The sequence below is a fragment of the Oribacterium sinus genome, assembly GCF_963553175.1.
Lineage (GTDB): Bacteria > Bacillota > Clostridia > Lachnospirales > Lachnospiraceae > Oribacterium > Oribacterium sinus_B.
On record NZ_CAUVME010000015.1, the window covers coordinates 1 to 17,957 of the forward strand.

At 43.0% G+C, this 17,957-nt stretch carries 16 protein-coding genes and 1 tRNA gene; all 17 read left to right on the plus strand.

What is annotated here, in order from left to right; genetic code table 11:
* On the plus strand, positions 1 to 1,181 hold a 1,181-nt coding region (locus tag RYO92_RS05695; RefSeq protein ID WP_315369752.1), incomplete at its 5' end, for a M20 family metallopeptidase.
* Between the two features lie 555 nt (positions 1,182 to 1,736).
* Positions 1,737 to 2,843 (plus strand): ABC transporter substrate-binding protein, encoded by a 1,107-nt coding sequence (locus tag RYO92_RS05700; RefSeq protein ID WP_183684080.1) that lies wholly within the window; start codon positions 1,737 to 1,739, stop codon positions 2,841 to 2,843.
* A 172-nt stretch (positions 2,844 to 3,015) separates the two neighbouring features.
* Positions 3,016 to 4,527 (plus strand): ABC transporter permease, encoded by a 1,512-nt coding sequence (locus RYO92_RS05705; RefSeq protein WP_315369753.1) that lies wholly within the window; start codon positions 3,016 to 3,018, stop codon positions 4,525 to 4,527.
* Position 4,528: 1 nt separating this feature from the next.
* Positions 4,529 to 5,614: an ABC transporter ATP-binding protein gene (locus RYO92_RS05710; protein WP_315369754.1), complete on the plus strand. Its 1,086-nt coding sequence runs from the start codon at positions 4,529 to 4,531 to the stop codon at positions 5,612 to 5,614.
* Entirely contained in the window at positions 5,611 to 6,750 is a 1,140-nt protein-coding gene (locus tag RYO92_RS05715; RefSeq protein WP_315369755.1) for an aminotransferase class V-fold PLP-dependent enzyme, read from the plus strand. The genes RYO92_RS05710 and RYO92_RS05715 overlap by 4 nt, the downstream gene beginning before the upstream one ends.
* Positions 6,751 to 6,905: 155 nt before the next feature.
* Positions 6,906 to 7,487: a sulfurtransferase-like selenium metabolism protein YedF gene (yedF, locus tag RYO92_RS05720; protein WP_315369756.1), complete on the plus strand. Its 582-nt coding sequence runs from the start codon at positions 6,906 to 6,908 to the stop codon at positions 7,485 to 7,487.
* The gene (locus RYO92_RS05725; RefSeq protein WP_315369757.1) at positions 7,487 to 7,723 is read left to right on the plus strand and encodes a DUF3343 domain-containing protein; all 237 of its coding nucleotides are present in this window, start codon (positions 7,487 to 7,489) and stop codon (positions 7,721 to 7,723) included. The genes yedF and RYO92_RS05725 overlap by 1 nt, the downstream gene beginning before the upstream one ends.
* 135 nt (positions 7,724 to 7,858) lie before the next feature.
* A tRNA-Sec gene (locus tag RYO92_RS05730) sits at positions 7,859 to 7,956 on the plus strand.
* Between the two features lie 63 nt (positions 7,957 to 8,019).
* Complete coding sequence (locus RYO92_RS05735) at positions 8,020 to 9,285, plus strand: glycosyltransferase family 4 protein (RefSeq protein ID WP_315369758.1); 1,266 nt, start codon at positions 8,020 to 8,022, stop codon at positions 9,283 to 9,285.
* An 88-nt stretch (positions 9,286 to 9,373) separates the two neighbouring features.
* Positions 9,374 to 10,414 (plus strand): selenide, water dikinase SelD, encoded by a 1,041-nt coding sequence (gene selD, locus RYO92_RS05740; RefSeq protein ID WP_331648381.1) that lies wholly within the window; start codon positions 9,374 to 9,376, stop codon positions 10,412 to 10,414.
* Between the two features lie 45 nt (positions 10,415 to 10,459).
* On the plus strand, positions 10,460 to 11,371 hold the full coding sequence (locus RYO92_RS05745) for a selenium metabolism-associated LysR family transcriptional regulator (protein ID WP_315369759.1): 912 nt from the start codon (positions 10,460 to 10,462) through the stop codon (positions 11,369 to 11,371).
* 9 nt (positions 11,372 to 11,380) lie between these two features.
* The gene (gene truA, locus RYO92_RS05750) at positions 11,381 to 12,130 is read left to right on the plus strand and encodes a tRNA pseudouridine(38-40) synthase TruA (protein ID WP_007156035.1); all 750 of its coding nucleotides are present in this window, start codon (positions 11,381 to 11,383) and stop codon (positions 12,128 to 12,130) included.
* Positions 12,131 to 12,142: 12 nt separating this feature from the next.
* A complete protein-coding gene (locus tag RYO92_RS05755; protein ID WP_315369760.1) occupies positions 12,143 to 13,483 on the plus strand; it encodes a L,D-transpeptidase family protein in 1,341 nt (446 codons plus the stop codon).
* A gap of 36 nt (positions 13,484 to 13,519) precedes the next feature.
* Positions 13,520 to 15,049 (plus strand): hypothetical protein, encoded by a 1,530-nt coding sequence (locus tag RYO92_RS05760; protein ID WP_315369761.1) that lies wholly within the window; start codon positions 13,520 to 13,522, stop codon positions 15,047 to 15,049.
* The gene (locus RYO92_RS05765) at positions 15,039 to 15,749 is read left to right on the plus strand and encodes a sce7726 family protein (RefSeq protein ID WP_304071276.1); all 711 of its coding nucleotides are present in this window, start codon (positions 15,039 to 15,041) and stop codon (positions 15,747 to 15,749) included. The genes RYO92_RS05760 and RYO92_RS05765 overlap by 11 nt, the downstream gene beginning before the upstream one ends.
* The gene (locus tag RYO92_RS05770; protein WP_315369762.1) at positions 15,746 to 16,924 is read left to right on the plus strand and encodes a galactokinase; all 1,179 of its coding nucleotides are present in this window, start codon (positions 15,746 to 15,748) and stop codon (positions 16,922 to 16,924) included. Before RYO92_RS05765 ends, RYO92_RS05770 begins: the two co-directional genes overlap by 4 nt.
* A 9-nt stretch (positions 16,925 to 16,933) precedes the next feature.
* Complete coding sequence (gene galE / locus RYO92_RS05775) at positions 16,934 to 17,953, plus strand: UDP-glucose 4-epimerase GalE (protein WP_304071270.1); 1,020 nt, start codon at positions 16,934 to 16,936, stop codon at positions 17,951 to 17,953.
* Positions 17,954 to 17,957: the final 4 nt, after the last annotated feature.

Below are 17,957 nucleotides of genomic sequence, written 5' to 3' on the forward strand. Positions count from 1 at the left end.
AGAAAGGCTTAAAGAAAATGAACTGCATAGAGATTTTGGAAAAATTGGTGGCTAGGGAAAGTACAAATCCGGGAGCTTTGGAAGAAGGGGTAGCCGAGGATATTTTGGCACTTCTTAAGGATGCGGTGTCGGAGCTGTCCGGCACTGTGGAAAAGGTGGAGGTAGAAGCTCACCGCCCCATACTTCGGGTTAAGCTTCCGGGAGAAACGAAGGAGTGCTTCAGTTTTATTTGCCACATGGATACGGTACCTATCGGCCTGCATTGGGAGAAAAATCCCTTCGGAGAGTGGGAGGGAAGCCGACTGTACGGTAGAGGCTCCTGTGATATGAAGGGGGGAACCGCTGCAGCAATCTCTGCATTTTTACAAATCTTAGCTATGGCAAAGAAGGAGAAACAAAAGCCCAAGATTTCCCTCCAGATGGTCTTTACCTGTGATGAAGAGGGGGATATGAAGGGGGTAGAAAAAGCTATTCAAGAAGGATGGCTGGATAAAAGTACCTTACTGATGGATACGGAGCCCACAGACGGTACCATACAAACTGCCCATAAGGGGAGATTCTGGTACGAATGGCAGTTTCACGGAAAGGCGGCTCATGCCAGTGAGCCTGAAACCGGAATTGATGCCATTCTCTCTATGGCCATGGCCATTCCTGAGGCGAAAAAAGGAGTGGATGCTTTAGAAAAAGATAGCTTTTTGGGAGATTCCAAAATTTGCTTCGGACAGTGTAGCGGAGGAATTCACCCCTATCAGGTTCCTGCAGAAGCCAAGGTATCTGTGGATATGCGTCTGGTTCCCCCCTATACTGCTGAAACAGGAAAAGAAATTCTGGAGAAAGCGGTGGAAAAGGTACAAAAACTTTACCCCAGTCTTCAATCTACTATTTTAATTACAGGAAATCGACCGGCCATACCCCATTATGAGGAAAGTCTGCTTTTGGCAAAATGCAAAAAAGCCATTGAAGCAGCCGGATACCAAAAAGCCAAGGTCTGCCCCTTCCCGGGCTATACCGATACAGCAGTGGTCGCCGGAAAATGCGATAACCATACCACCCTATCCTACGGCCCCGGATCACTAGACATGGCCCACCAACGAGATGAATACGTTGAGAAAGAAGATGTACTTCGATGTGAAAAAGTATATTTTGAGCTTTTAAAAGACTTTTATAAGAATGGTATTTAATTCATTTAGATGCTTTATAGTCCATGGTATAAGAGCATAATCTCTGTGTAGGGGAGATTTAATCTAATTCTAAGGGCTTCAAAATATAAATCCCAAAATTTTTGACAGTGTGGATACCGGAGTGTTGATTAAGACAAGTGGTTGATCCACACTGTTTTGCTTATTCTATTATGAAATTAATGTGATTACTCCGGGGAACAGCTTTTCGTGATACTGTCTATGGTACGGGGCAATCTGAGCCCGCGGGTACTTGCGGAAAGCAAGGGAACCGCAGCTTTTCGCTTAGTACCCCCTGCGTGGCGAGGTTAGCGAGAGCGTGCTCCGGTCAGAGACAGTATCATTGAAAAGCGTAAAGCTTCCCTGCCCACAGACAGTATCACAAAAAGCGTAAACATAAAAAACATTATCTTCCTATAGAACATTCAAATAAACAGCTATATTCTATTTAAAATCAAAATAAAACTTCTCTTTTTAATATGATATACTAATGCCTGTTTGCGGTTATAGAGGATCGCAAACGGGAGTGTAAAAAATAACTAGTTGAAAAGGAGCATTATGAAGAGAAAGCTTGCATTAACCACATTGTCCTTACTGGCATTAGCTGTTCTTGCCTCTTGCGGACAGAAGACAAAGGAAAGTTCTGTAGCGGCAACCAGTGCTAAGGCAGAGGAGTCCTCCGCTGAGACCGAGAAGGCTACAGAGAAAGCCAACGAGACTAAGGCTGAAGGAAAGCTGGCTATCGTGGCAACTTCCGAAGATTACAAGAAGTTATTTGATGAGTTTACAAAGGACACCGGCATTGAGACAGAACTCCTTTCCATGTCCTCCGGAGAGGTTCTCAGTAAGTTAAAGGCTGAGGGAGGCACACCTACCGCTGATCTTTGGTTTGGCGGCGGAATTGATGCTTTCATGAGTGCTAAGGATAGTGACTTACTGGAGAAGATTGATTTAGACGCTGCAAATGACTTTGCATCCGGCTATGTTGATCCTGATCACTATTGGTACACCAAGGGCGTTACCGTTGTAGGCTTTATTGTTAATGATGAGATGCTGAAGACTAAGAATGCGGAAGCACCTAAGAGCTGGGACGATTTACTTAACTCCGCATACAAGGATGAGATTTTGATGTCCAATCCTGCAGTATCCGGAACCAACTACGGTGTTGTAAATGCTCTTTTACAGAAGAAGGGTGAAGAAGAGGGATGGAAGTACTTTACCGCATTAAATGATAATGTAAAGTATTACTCCAAGCGTGGAGGAGACCCAAGAGAGAAGACCGCTCAGGGAGAGGTTGCTATCGGAATCACCCCGATGGATAAGAAGACCGAGAAACTTGCTACAGAGCAGGGATGTTCTTTGGTTTATCCTGAAGATGGAATTCCTTATGTACCGGAGGGCGTTGCCGTATTTAAGGGCGCTGCCAATGCAGAGGCTGCAAAGCAGTTCTTAAACTGGTTATACAACAGTGAGGATCACTTAAAGGAATTGGCTGAAATTGACGGAAAGAACACTATTAAGGTTGTTTTACCAAAGCTGTCCAATGTTGACTTATCTTTCGATACCGGTCTATTAATGAAGGAAGATTTATCCTTATTCGGTTCTCAGAGAGACAGTATTCTCAGTAAGTGGGAGACTTTAGCAGGTTCTAAGAACGAGGCTTAAGATGAAGTCGTTCTTTTCCCTAAAATCAATAGAGGAAAATGCAGGAAAGAGAGTGGAGCATTCCACTCTTTTTTCTGCTGTATTTTTTTCGCTCTCTATTATTCTTTTGACTTTTCCCATTTTTCTTTTTATTGTATATCCGATTTTTCTACTTTTTTGGAAAGCCTTTCAGGTGGAGAATCCGGGACAATTTTTTCAGGAAATCAGTCTGCGATACAAAACTGCATTTTTCCATAGTATGGAAAGCTCCTTTTACTCGGCGTTGATTTCTACCGGCTTGGCTTTTTTTCTTTCCTATGGTATTCGTTCTACCGGAAAATGGCAGAAAAGAATTGCGTTAGTCCTTTTATCCATGAGTATGGTTTCCCCGCCCTTTATTTCTTCCCTGTCCTTTATTACCTTGTATGGCAGAAGAGGACTGATTACCTATCGTTTACTGGGATTATCCTTTGATCCCTACCATAAATGGGGGGTAATTCTTATGCAAAGCATTCACTTTGCCTGTATGAATACCCTGTTTTTTACCAATGCCTTAGAGGATTTTGACGGAAAGCTCTATGACAGCGGACGGGACTTGGGGGCAAATGCTTTCTTCGTGCTAAAGGATATTTTACTTCCTTTGTTGTCTCCGGCTATTTTGGCCTCCTTCTTTTTAAGCTTTTTAAGAGGGCTATCCGATTTCGGAACTCCGATTATTATTGGAGGAAGATACAGTACGCTGGCAACGGAGATTTATCTGCAAATTATCGGTTTTTCCGACTTTTCTAAAGCGGCAGCCATGAATATTCTGCTTTTGTTTCCTGCTTTTTTCAGTTTCCTTCTTTATCGGATGTCCATGAAAAAAGCGGATGATCGAAATAAGGAACAGAAAGGAAAAACCGGATTAAGACTGGATAACAGGCATTGGATGAATCTTCCCATTCAATTCCTTTTGTTTTTCTTTTTGCTTTTCCAGCTGTTGCAATATGCCTCCATTTTCCTCTATGGCTTTCTGCGATTTAACAAAAAGCAAATCTTTTTTACTTGGGAAAATATGGGCAGTCTTTTTCAGTATAATTTATCCACCATGGGATTAAGCTTGCTGTTGGCTTTTGCCGCCTCCGTAGTAGGCAGTTTTTTCGCCTTTCTTCTGGCTTATCTTATGGAAAGAAAAATGAAAAGAGGCAAGAAGCTCTTGGATTTTGCCCTTTCTTTACCCTATTTGCTTCCGGGAACCTGCTTCGGTCTTGCCTATATCCTGGCTTTTAATAAGGCTCCCTTGAAGCTTACCGGAACGGTATGGATTATGCTGTTTTCCCTGCTTTTCCGGCAAATGCCCTTAGGCAGTAGGTTAGCCAGTACAGCTTTAAGTCAGAGTCCAAAGAATCTGGAGCTTGCAGCCAGAGATTTGGGGGCAAAGCCTTCCTTGGTATTTTTTCAAATCATCTTGCCGGGAATTTTACCCAGCTTTTTCTCCTCTGTGTATTTACAGTTTAGCCAGGGGTTAACCACTGCGGGAGCCATCATTTTCCTGATTAGTGCAAAGTATAAGGTCTTGGTTTATACCCTCTTTGATGCCATAAACCGGGGGGACTATGCTGTGGCTTCTCTGATATCGGGAATCATGATTTTACTGTCTTTAGCCTTTTCCTTTTTACTGGGAAGGGTGCAGAGTCTTGTATGCAGAAGAGGAGTTGGGAAGTAATATGCAAAGAGAGTTATACAACAGCAATAGGATACAGGAGGGATTTCAAGAACATCCTTCGAAAAGACTAAATCAGCTGAACCCAAGCAATACTTTGGCTGCTTTAGAGGGAATATCCTTTCGCTATGATCCGAAGGAGGATTTGGTTTTAGAGGATTTTTCTCTATCTATAGGGGAAGGGGAGATTTTTTGTCTTTTGGGAGAATCCGGCTGTGGAAAAACGACATGTTTACAGCTTCTGGGAGGCTTCCTCTTTCCGGAAAAGGGAAAGATTTTGATAGAAGGAGAGGATTATAGCGCCTTACCACCGGAAAAAAGACCTGTATCCACGGTATTTCAGTCTTATGCTTTGTTTCCCCATATGTCGGTTTTGGAAAATGTCTGTTATGGCCTAAAATGGAAGGGCTTTTCAAAAAGAAATCAGCGGGATAGAGCGGAAAAATACCTGGATATGATGAAATTATGGTCCTTTCGAGATAGAATGGTGACGGAGCTTAGCGGCGGACAACAGCAAAGGGTGGCTCTTGCCAGATCCTTGGCGGTGGAACCCAAGCTTTTGTTGATGGATGAGCCCTTAAGCAATTTGGATGCAGGGCTTCGGAAGGATATTCGGGAAGAACTGGCGGATTTGCAGCGTAAACTCGGACTTTCCATGCTTTTTGTGACCCATGACCAGGAAGAAGCCATGGAACTGGGCCATAGAATCGGTATTATGGAAAAGGGAAAGATTCTGCAAATCGGAACCGGTGAAGAGCTGTATTTGCACCCGAAAAACGAATATATTCGGCGCTTTTTCGGAGAGTATTTCGTACTTTTTCTGAATGGGAAAAACCATTTTCTTCGTCCGGAGGATTTTGGAATTTCCTCGGAAAAGGCTAGAATAGAGCCTTTGTCCGGAAGACAGGAGGGGAAAAGAGAGCTTCGAAAGGAAGGACGGGTGCTTTCCGAGATTTTCCTGGCCACCTACCGTTTGTATAGGGTGAGTATTGACGGAGAGGAAGTCCATATTAAGCTGCAGGCCAATGCTCCTTTCCGGGAGGGAGAGGAAGTAGAGGTATTTTTCTATGAGAAGGAGGAAGAACAATGATTTACTTGGATAATGCGGCAACCAGCCAAAAGAAGCCGAAGGAGGTTTTGGAGGCTGTTCTTCATGCCATGGAAAGTATGGGAAATGCGGGGCGTTCTACCCATGAGGCGGCCCACAGCTCTACAAAGACGGTTTTTGACACAAGAGTTTTACTGACGGAGTTCTTTCATGGAAAGAATCCCAGTCATTGTATCTTTACGAAAAATTCAACGGAAAGCTTGAATATGGCAATTCTAGGCAGTTTAAAGCCGGGAGATCATGTGATTACCACGGTGATGGAGCATAATTCCGTTCTTCGTCCTCTTTATGCCATGGAAAGGCAGGGGGTAGAGCTGTCCTTTTGTGCTTTGGATGAGCATGGAATTCTGGATTATGCTTCTTTAGAAAAGTTATGGAAGAAAAATACCAAAGCCATTGTTCACACCCATGCCTCCAACCTGACAGGAGATCTGGTGGATTTGGAAAAAATCTCCAGCTTTGTGAAAGAAAAGTCTCTGCTTTGGATTGTGGATGCTTCTCAAACTGCCGGAGTTTATGATATTGATATGGAAAAGCTGGGCATAGACATCCTTTGCTTTACAGGCCATAAATCCTTATTAGGACCTCAGGGCACCGGAGGAATGCTGATTAAGGAAGGAATTTCTTTACGCTCTTTATCTTATGGGGGAACCGGGGTGGAAACTTATAATGAAGATATGCCTTTGGAGTATCCGAATCATTTGGAGGCAGGAACCTTAAATGCCCATGGTATTGCAGGACTTCATGAAGGGGTGGCCTATATTCAAAGAGAAGATATTGCTAAAATTCGGGAGAAGGAGCTTAGCCTAATGGAGCAGTTAAAAAAAGGAATTGAGTCTCTTCCCGGAGTAAAGCTCTACGGAAATTTCCAGGAGAAAAAACGCTGTCCTATTGTCAGCATGAATCTCTATGCCTATGATTCCGCCATGGTCAGTGATGAACTCTTTACCCGTTTTAATATTGCCACCAGAGCAGGAGGGCATTGTGCACCTCTTATGCATAAGGCTTTAAACAATGTGGAGCAGGGCTGTGTTCGCTTTAGCTTTTCTCATTTTAATACGGAGGAGGAAGTGGCCAAGGCGGTGGAGGCCATTCGAATTCTTTCGGAGGAAGGCTAGAGAACCGAAAAGGGAAGTAAAAGTAGTAGATAGATAAAAAAGACTATTTATATTAATTTGAAATATAAACAGTCTTTTTATAATAATTTCTTATTAGACTTTTTCTCCTGAATTTTTTATAGTTTAGGAGAATCATTATTGAAAGGAGAAGCAAAATGGATAAAAACTTAGACTGTAAAGGCTTGGCTTGTCCTCTTCCCGTAGTGGAAGCAAAGAAGGCTATGGAGGAAATGCAGGAAGGAATTCTTACCGTACTGGTGGATAATGAGACCGCAGTACAGAATTTGCAGAGACTGGGACAGAAATTTCAGTACGCGGTAGCTTCCCAAAAGCTTTCTGAGAAAGAATTTGAGGTTCGTATTGAAGTGAAGAAGCAGGAGGGTACATCCAAGGAGAAGGAAGCTACTTGTACTGTGGTATTTTCTTCCAACAAGATGGGAGAGGGTGCAGAGGAGCTTGGACATACTTTGATTAAGTCCTTCGTTTTCGCTTTGAGCAATGTGGATCCTTTGCCAACGGCAATGGTTTTCTACAACAGCGGAGCTTATTTGACTTCAGAGGATTCTCCGGTGCTTTCCGACTTAAAGACTCTGGAGAAAGCCGGTGTGAAGATTATGACCTGCGGGCTTTGTGCAGACTACTATAAAATTAAGGAGAAGGTGGCTGTAGGTATTATTTCCAATATGTATGAGATCGTGGAAACACAGATGCAGTCCGATAAGATTATTAAACCATAATGAGAGAGAAATCTTTACAATGCATCTTAAGCTTTCATAATACGGTGGATGCCTTACAGATGGAGAAGCTGGGAAAGGAGAAGGACCTGCCGGGACGACTGATTCCCCTTCCTTCCGTGATTTCCGCAGGCTGCGGACTTGCCTGGAGTACGGCTTTGGAGAATAGAGAGAGCACTTTGGCGGCTTGTAAGGAAGCCGGTCTTGAGCCCAGTGCCGTACATGAAATTCTGTTTTAGAAATTTTTGAAATTTGCTTTGTCACTTTTTTTACTCTATAGGAATTTTCTATAGAAATTTATTGTGATTTCCTATGAATCTATTCGAGATTTGACAGAGCATTTTTTTCTATGGTATAGTGTGCAGTGTTCCTTTGGAGGTGGATAGGTACCTGGTGAGCCTCCTGGTCTTCAAAACCAGTGTTGGATGTGTAGAACATCCTAGGTGAGTTCGATTCTCACACACCTTCGCCAAAGATTCCGGCATTTGCCGTTTAGACTGCCCTTTTTGGGCAGTCTTTTTCAGCAGGAGGGAAGATGAAAATACTCAGTATTATTACACAAAAACCCAGTAGCACGGGCTCCGGCATTTACCTGACAGAGATTCTGAAATCTTATCAGCATCTTGGAGAAGAGCAGGCTGTGATTTGCGGGGTCACCAGGGAAGACAAGCTTCCGGATATTCCTTCCGTGGATTTTTTTCCGGTGTATTATGAATCGGAAGAATTGCCCTATCCGGTTTTGGGAATGAGTGATGAGATGCCTTACAACAGTACCAGATATAAGGATTTGACGAAGGAAATGTTGGAACAGTTTGAAAGGGCTTTTTCTAAAAAGCTGGAAGAAGTATTGTCCGGGTTTTCCCCGGATTTGATTCTTTGTCATCATCTATATCTGCTTACTGCCTTGGTGAGGGAAAAATGTCCCGATATTCCTATCTTTGCTTTTTGCCATAATACGGATCTTCGTCAAATGGAAAAGCATGATTTGGAAAAGGAAAGAATTATCCGAAACATTCAAAAGCTGGATAAAATATTTACACCTAAGGAGGCACAGAGACAGGAGGTTCTTCGTCTTTATGGTGTGAATCCTGAGAAGGTGGTAAATATCGGCATTGGCTATAATTCGGAAGTTCTTGGCTTACCCACAGGAGATGTGGTCAGTCCCCATGGTATTCCCAGAAGAAGAGAGATTCAAACTGCTTCAGGAGAAATTTTTAGCAAGGGAGAAAGTATAGACTTGCTTTTTGCCGGAAAGCTGGGAGAAAAAAAGGGAGTATTTTCTCTTTTAAGAAGCCTGGAGGCTCTTTCTCAAAAGGGAAGGAAGAATTTTCGCCTCTTTATGATTGGGGATAACGGAAATCAGGAGGAGAAGGAGGCGGTATATGCCCTGGCCAAAACCTGTAGCTATCCCATTCACTTTTTAGGTCGTTTGGACTATGCCAACCTGGTACCCTGGTATGAGTTTTCCGATTGTTTTCTTCTGCCTTCATTCTTTGATGCAGTACCCATGACGGTGATTGAGTCCTTGGCCTGTGGGAACAAGGTGGTTCTTACGGCTTTGGAAGGCTTGGAAGAGTTTTTTTCAGAAAATCTTCCCACAGCACCGATCTTTTTTGTAGAGTTGCCTCCTCGTAAAAATGCGGATGAAATACCGGAGGAAGCTCTTCCGATATTTGAGGAACGCTTAGAAAAACAAATTGCTCTATGTATGGATAGCGAGTATTCTAAAATGATTTCCATGGGTAGTCTATCCTGGGATGGAATTGCCGAGAAAGTCCTGTCTTATCTTGACTTTTTATAGATAAACCGTACAATAGAAAACTGATATAGAAATAACAGGGAAGGGGTTTTCTGTACCTTTCCCTGCTTTGTTAAGTAAGGGAGATTAGATGAGTAAACTTAGATTAACCCAGATGACCAAACTTTCCGGTTGAGCCGCGAAAATAGGTCCGGAGACCCTTGCTCAGGTTGTGAGTAAGCTTCCAAAATTTGATTTTGATCCTCATGTATTGGTAGGGTTGGATACTTCTGATGACGCAGCGGTTTACCAGCTTACAGAGGATTTGGCAATGATTCAAACAGTGGATTTTTTCACCCCTGTAGTGGATGACCCCTATCTGTTTGGACAGATTGCAGCGGCGAATGCCCTTTCCGATGTTTATGCGATGGGAGGCATTCCTAAGGTAGCCTTGAATATAGTCGGTTTTCCGAATTGCCTTTCTCCTGATGTTTTATCCGAAATCATGAAGGGAGGAGCGGATAAGGTAAAAGAAGCCGGAGCCATCTTGATTGGAGGACATTCCATTCAAAACGATGAGCCCTTCTACGGCCTTACCGTATCCGGTCTTGTACATCCTAAGAAAATTCAGAAAAACTACGGAGCCAAACCCGGTGACTGTATTCTTTTAACGAAACAGATTGGTACAGGAATTATTAATACCGCCGCCAAGGTGGAATTTGCCAGTGAGAGAGCAAAAGAGGAGTCCTATCGTGTCATGGCTTCCCTAAACCGAAAGGGAAAGGAAGTAATGGATCAATTTACGGTCCATGCCTGCACGGATATTACCGGCTTCGGTTTGATGGGACATGCTCTGGAGATGGCAGAGGCCAGCAAGGTGACTTTTCACTTAGATTCCTCCTCCATACCCTATATTCCGGAGAGCCTGGAGTATGCGGAATTGGGTATGATTCCGGCAGGGGCTTACGCTAACCGGAAGTTCCAGGAGGCAAAAGTGGATGTCAGCAGAATTTCCACGGCATTTCAGGATTTACTTTTTGATCCCCAGTCCTCCGGAGGATTGCTTTACAGTATTCCCATGGAAGAAAAGGAAAGAGCACTGGAAGCTTTTGAAAAGGCAGATTTAGATACGACGGTATCCTGTATAGGAGAAGTAAGGGAATTAGAAGAGAAAAATATTATTCTCTACTAAAAAACTTGCAAAGCAATAGCAAATAAGGCAACGAGGAGACGTAGCATGAATATTAAACAGCTAGAAGCATTTGTTCGTATCGTTAAAAACAAAAGTTTTTCACAAACGGCCAAGGAATTATATCTTACCCAACCTACAGTGAGCTCTTATATCAGTAGTTTGGAAGAGGACTTGGGGGTACAGCTTTTTAACAGAACTACAAAAGAAGTGCATACCACCAATGAAGGAGAGCAGATTTATCTCTATGCCAAGGACATTGTGAATCTTTCCAATAAGATTCGGAATGCTTTTAAAGATGAAGAGAAGGAAGAGGTAAATGAAATTATTATTTCCGCATCCTCCATTCCGGCGCAATACCTGCTTCCCGGCATTTTGGCAAACTTTAGCAAACGATACCCGAATACAGAGTTTCGTATTCATGAGACAGACAGCAAGGGAGCGGTTACCGATGTGGCGGAGCATCGGTCGGATTTGGCTTTTTCCGGATCCATCGTTCCCATGTCTAACTGCAATTTTCTGCCTTTCTATGAAGATGAATTAATTTTGGTCACACCCAATACGGAATTTTACCAGACTAAACAGAAGGAAGGAGATCTTTCTTTCTTGCGAAAGGCAGATTTTGTTATGCGGGAGAATGGTTCCGGCACGAAAAAAGAGGCGATAAATCTTTTAACACAGATGGGCTTAAAACCGGAGGAGTTAAAGGTGGTGGCTCGTTTTGCCAATACCGGTGCCATCTTGCTTTCCGTTAAGGAAGGCATTGGGGTAGCCATAGTATCCCGTCTTGCAGCAAGAAATGCTATCAAGAATCAGGAACTTTTGGATTTTCCGCTGCAGGAGAACGGATATTTTCGTAAAATTTATTTGGTTAGCAACAATCATTATCCCATGAGCAATCGGGTGAAGCTGTTCTTACAGATGATGCAGAATCATGTTGAAAAGCAGAAGATTTTATAAAGGATATTCATGAAGGAAAATTATAAGCTTATCGTTGCCTATGACGGCTCCCGATATTTTGGATTTGAAAAACAGAAGGATCAGGAAGCGACCATTCAGGGCAAGCTGGAAGGGGTATTTTCCAGAATTCCGGGAAATGAAGAGGGGGTAGAGATTATCGGTGCCTCCAGAACCGATGCAGGGGTGCATGCCAGAGGGATGTGTGCCAATGTATTTTTGGATACGGAGCTTTCCGAGGAAGAGATTCTGGATTACGGAAATCGTTATCTTCCGGAAGATATTGCCATTGTCTCTGTAAAGAAGGTCAGCCCCCGCTTTCATGCCAGATACAATGCCCTGGGGAAAATCTATCGCTATTCCTGCTATATCGGAAGAACAAAACCGGTTTTTGATCGAAAGATTTTGCTCCATTTGGAGGAAGAGCCTGATTTGGAGGCTATGCAGGAGGCGGCGAAGTTTTTGATCGGAAAACAGGATTTTAAATCTTTCTGCGGTAATCCCAAGATGAAGAAATCCACCATTCGTTCCATAAGCAGTATTCGTATTCAAAAAAGTCAAAATCTGCTTCGATTTTACTTTGAAGGCAGCGGATTTTTGCAGTACCAGATTCGGATTATGGTAGGGACACTTCTGGAAGTAGGCTATCATAAAAGGAAAGCCGGGGATATACCCGGGATTATTGATGCAAAGGATAGGCAGCAAGCCGGTTACACGGTACCGGCAAAGGGACTTTGTCTTATGAAGGTTCTTTACGATTAGAAAGGATTGAAATTGAAAAAAGCGTTGTTATGCTCCTTGGGAATAAGCATTTTATCCATAGTATGCATTGTTTTAATAGGCTTAAGTCTGCTGTCCGGTCGTTTTTTTCCCGGAACCTACATTGAGAATGTCGATGTTTCTCTTTTAAAGAGGGAAGAAGCCCAAGAATTATTCTCACAGAAAAGACAGGATGCCTATCATCTTGTTATCATCGATAAAAACGGTCATCAGGAGAATCTTTATGGAAAGGATATTCAGCTTCGTTATGATTCCGACTTTTCTCATATTCCAAAACCGGATTCCTTCTATCTCTTGTTTTCTTTGGGAAAGAAAAAGAATTATGATTTAGAAGGAAGCCTGCACTATGATGAAGCTGCTCTGGATGCTTTTATTACAAAGTATCTTGAAAAGCATGACAGTGATGAAGAAGCAAGGGCTGCCTTTCTTACTGCCTATATTCCCGGAAAAGGCTATGCGGTGGGAGATGAGCAGTGGAGCGGGAAAATCGATCGGGATAAATTTCGGACTATGCTTATTCAGGCCATTTCGGAAGGAAGTTCCCAAATTGATCTTCGAGAGGGAGATTTTTATCAAAAGCCCGAGGCGAAAACGGAAGAGCTAAAACCGGTGGCAGAGGAAAAAAATAAAAGCTTGCAGGCCCTTCTTCGTTACAACTTTTCCGGTGAGACAGTAGAACTGACCCCGGACCGTTACCACCAATGGATGGAAAACGGAGAATTCAATAAAAAGGCATTAAAGGACTATGTAAAAGAGCTAAAGGCGCTTACCGACACCGCAGGGAAAGAAAGAGCTTTTCATACAGAAGACGGAAGAGTACTTTTGTTGAAGGGAAAATACGGTTTTTCTCTTTCCGTAAAAAAAGAAGAAGCGGCACTTCTTACAAATTTAAAGTCCAATGAAGCGGTATCCAGAGAAGCGGAGTATGACACGGTGGCAACGGGAAGAGGAGCCTCCGATTTAGGAAATACCTATGTGGAAGTGGATATTGCAAAACAAAAAATGTTTTATGTAGAAAACGGAGAAATCAAGCTTAGCTCTGACTGTGTGACCGGAAACGTATCCAGAAACAACGGAACACCGGATGGTATTTATCCCCTTACCTATAAGACAAAGAATGCTACTTTGAAGGGTGAAGATTACGAAACCAAGGTGAGCTATTGGATGCCCTTTAATCGAGGAATCGGTTTTCATGATGCTTGGTGGAGAAACCGGTTCGGAGGAAATATTTACCTAAGAGGCGGGTCTCATGGATGCGTGAATCTTCCTCCTCAGATTGCAAAGGATTTGTACCAGTTTGTTTATCAGGGTATGCCGATTATTTGTCATCATTAAGGGAAAATAAAAGTATAGTAGAAAGAAGGATGAGAAGTGCAAGGGGAAGAAAAGCAAAAGCAGGAAGTACTGAGTATGCAAAAGTCCGGAGAAGCTTTTGTTCATGAAGCCAAGGAAGAGGGTTCAGAAGAAAAAGAGAGAAAATCCTATGGGAGAAAGGGGAAAAGTCCTTTTCTCCTCTTTTTCGTTCTTTTACCATTTTTACTTTCAGGAATTTTTCTCTATGGGGTATATCGTTATGGGAAAAATGTGATAGCGGAAAGGAATCGGCATAACGGAGAAACGGTAGTTGCTGAGCAGGATGAAAAGCCGGGAGATCAAAAAGAGGATAAGATTTCCAACAGTATCAACAAATTAAAGACAAAAGGGGAGCTTAAGCTTCTTTTTCTCGGAAATGACTATTTAAAGTCGGAGAATGACTTTTTCACTACTGTTCAGGGAGCACTGGAAGAAAAATACGGCGGAAAGGTAGAATGGAATATTCCGGAGCTTCCCGGAAATGCTACTGCCTTATCCGGATATCTGAAATTACAGGAGGAAGAGCTTTCCGGAGATGTGATTTTTCTTTCCTTTTCGGATTATGACAATCCTTATACTTTTCCTTATTATTACGAGCTATTGCTGCGGGATTGCCAAAGGAAATTTCCACAGGCAGAGATTTTGTGCCTGATTGGAGACCGGGCATTTGCGGAGGATAGGCATACCAAGGACAATGCTTTTGTGGTGAAGAATCTTGCAGAATATTATGGCATGGAAGTCATGAATCTTGCAGAGCTTATGGCAAAAAAGCAAACTGACCCCAAAGCCTTTTTGACGGAAAGGGAGGCCTACTCCGGCTTTGTTCAGCGTTTTTACCCAAATGCCTTTATAGAGGCTATTGAAAAGCCCGGGATGGAAGGGCAGGAAGATGTGGCGAAAAGCGAAGAAAACGCGCAGGATAGCTTAAAAACTCCCTTAAATAGTTTATTGGAGCAGGAGCCCTATTGCATAAAGATTTCTAAAGAAGAATTTCATGAAATCGGAGATACAGGCTTACTGCTTCCAAGGGAAAAAATGGAAGCTTTAGGTATGTTAGGAAAAAATGGCATTTTGGCCCAGTCTCTTTCCTTGGTTCCCGGAGCGAATCAGGGGAATTGTCTTGTGGACGGGATTCTTACCGCCAGCTACAGTATGGAAGGAAGCAGTTATTTAGGCATATACACGAAGGAAATTCTTCCCAAAGGACAGATTCTTTTGCTCTTTGCCTCTAAAGAGGAAAGGGAGAATTTTCATGAGCTGTATATGCTTTCCGGAGTTCCTTTGGAAAGGGGACTGGAGAACGGAACAGCCCTTCCTGTTCCGGAAATGCCCGCAGCAGAGACTGTCGGAGCGGAAGCTTCTTCCGAGGCGGTAGCGGAATCCCAGGCAACAAGCCAGGCCGCTTCTTCGGAAAATACCGAAGCAACAAAAGCGGAAGAGAAGCCTGCTGCAAAACAGGAAGAAAAGAAGACGGAGACAAAAAAGCAAGAGGAAAGCAGCTCGGAAGAATATATTATTTCCGACCAGGGGCCCGGAGATGTACGATAAAGAGATTCGGGAAAGTCTATTCTTCTTTTTGGAAGAAAGCTACGGAAAGTCCAGAATACTGGAAGAAAAGGTTATTGGAAGAGCCCGGGCAGACTGTGTTCTTATACAGGAAGACAGCTTTATGGGGATTGAAATTAAATCGGACCATGACAGCTATAGTCGACTGGAAGGACAGGTAAAAAATTATAATCAATATTTTGACTACAATATGGTGGTAGTGGGCAGTAAACACGCCCACAGCATAGAAAGTCATGTTCCCTCCTTTTGGGGGATTATCACGGTGGAAGAGGTAGAAGGGAAATGTGATTTTTATATACTTCGACAGGAGCAAAAAAATCCGTTTTGTGATATAAAAAGAAAGGCAAGTTTACTTTGGAAATCCGAACTACAGGAATTGCAGAAAAAATACGGGTTTCCCAAGTATCAGAATAAATCCAAAAGCTTTTTAGTGAATTATCTTTTAGAAAGAATTGCGGAAGAAGAACTGCAAAAAGATTTCTCTCATTTATTGTTGGAGAGAGATTATACGATATTTTTTGTAGAAGAAAAAAGCACTGAGGCAGAAGGAGCGGAGGAACTTAAAAAAGGAAAGAAAATCAGAAAGAAAAAATACAAAAGAAGAAAAAAATCATTGACGAAAACGAAGCTGGGGGTTACCCATTTGATTCGTAAAGGAAGTAAGAGGACGGTAAAAAAATGAGAGAGGAAGAGATCAAAAAGGCATTAGAAGAGAAGTTTTCCGAGCTTTATGGAAATACAGAGGGGATTCGCTATTTCTTTGCTCCGGGAAGAGTAAACCTAATCGGAGAGCACACCGATTACAACGGAGGCCATGTTTTTCCATGTGCCCTCAGTATGGGAAGCTATGCGGCCGTAAAGAAGAGAGAAGATAAGAACTTCCGCTTTTACTCCTTAAATGTGGAGGGAGCAGGGGTGATTTCTGCGGGAGAAAATGATTTTACCCCTCTTACGGACAAGCAGTGGGCTGCTTACTTAAAGGGCGTGGTTTGGGCTATGGAAAAAAGAGGTCTGGACATTCCCTGCGGTCTGGATTTAGTGCTTTACGGGAATATTCCCAACGGCTCCGGACTTTCTTCCTCTGCATCCTTAGAGGTCTTGATGGGAAGCATTTGTAAGGAGCTTTACGGACTTTCCGTAAGCTTCCCGGAACTGGCTTTAATCGGGCAATACAGTGAAAACAATTATAACGGGATGAACTGCGGAATCATGGATCAGTTTGCCAGTGCGATGGGAAAGAAAGATCATGCGATCTTTTTGGATACTGCCACCCTGCAATTTTCCTATGCTCCCATAGTTTTAAAGGAGCATTGCATCATTATCAGTAACACCAACAAAAAGCATAAGCTTATCGGCTCCGCCTACAATGACAGAAGAAGAGAGTCGGAAGAAGCACTGAAAATATTGCAGAAATTCCGTCCCATTAAGAGCCTGGGAGAGCTTTCCGATGAAGACTTCTTTGCTTTGGAAAAGGAAATCTCCGATCCTATTATTCGGAAGAGAGCAAAGCATGCGGTATTGGAAAATAGCAGAACCATTGCGGCAAAGAAAGCTTTGGAAGAGGGAGATTTGCATCGTTTTGGAGAATTAATGAATCTTTCCCACGATTCCCTTCGGGATGATTATGAGGTTTCCTGTGAAGAACTGGATACCTTGGTGGACGCAGCAAGAGCTCTTCCCTATGTCTATGGCTCCCGTATGACAGGAGGAGGTTTCGGCGGATGTACCGTTACTCTTTTGGAAAAGGATAAGAAAGAGGAATTTATGAGAAAAGTGGCGAAAATCTACGAAAGAAAGATTGGCTACCCCTGTAGCTTTTATGAGGCAGAGGTTTCTGACGGTCCAAGAGAATTATAAGGAGGCAATATGAAGATTTTAGTTACCGGCGGTGCAGGCTATATCGGTTCTCATACCGTTATTGAACTTTTGGCGGAAAATTATGATGTGGTGGTTTTCGATAACTTCTATAATTCCAGCAAAAAGGCTATTGAGCGGGTAAAGGAAATCAGCGGAAAGGATTTTCCCTTCTATGAGGCGGATATGTTGAAAAAAGAGGATATGGAAAAGATTTTCTCTGAACATCCGGATATTTCCGCGGTAATTCATTTTGCCGGCCTAAAGGCGGTGGGAGAGTCTGTGCAAAAGCCGCTCCTTTACTACCATGACAATATGGTAGGGACTTTAAATATTTTGGATTGTATGAAAAAGTACAGCTGCAAAAACTTTATTTTCTCTTCCTCCGCAACAGTTTACGGAGACCCTGCAGAGATTCCCATTACGGAAAACTGTCCCAAGGGAACCTGTACCAATCCTTACGGTTGGACCAAGTGGATGCAGGAGCAGATGCTTTGCGATGTGCAAAAGGCCAATCCGGATTGGAATGTGATCCTTCTTCGCTACTTCAACCCCATCGGTGCCCATATTTCCGGAAAAATCGGAGAGGATCCCAAGGGAATCCCAAACAACCTCCTTCCCTATGTAGCGAAGGTGGCTTCCGGTGCTTTGGAGAAAATCCATGTCTTCGGACAGGACTATCCTACCAAGGATGGCACAGGTGTAAGAGATTATATTCATGTGGTAGACCTGGCTAAGGGGCATGTTAAGGCGGTAAAGCGCTTAGAGAAAAATGATGGTGTTTTGGTATGTAATTTGGGAACCGGAAAGGGCTATTCCGTTCTGGAAATTATTCATGCTTTTGAAAAAGCCTGTGGAAAGACTCTTCCCTATGTGATTGAGGAAAGAAGAGCAGGAGATGTGGCTACCTGTTATTCCAGTCCCAAGAAGGCGGAAGAGGTTCTAGGCTGGAAGGCAGAGAAGGATATTTTGGAAATGTGTCAGGACAGCTGGAGATGGCAGTCTCAAAATCCCAACGGATATGGAGAGTAAGGGA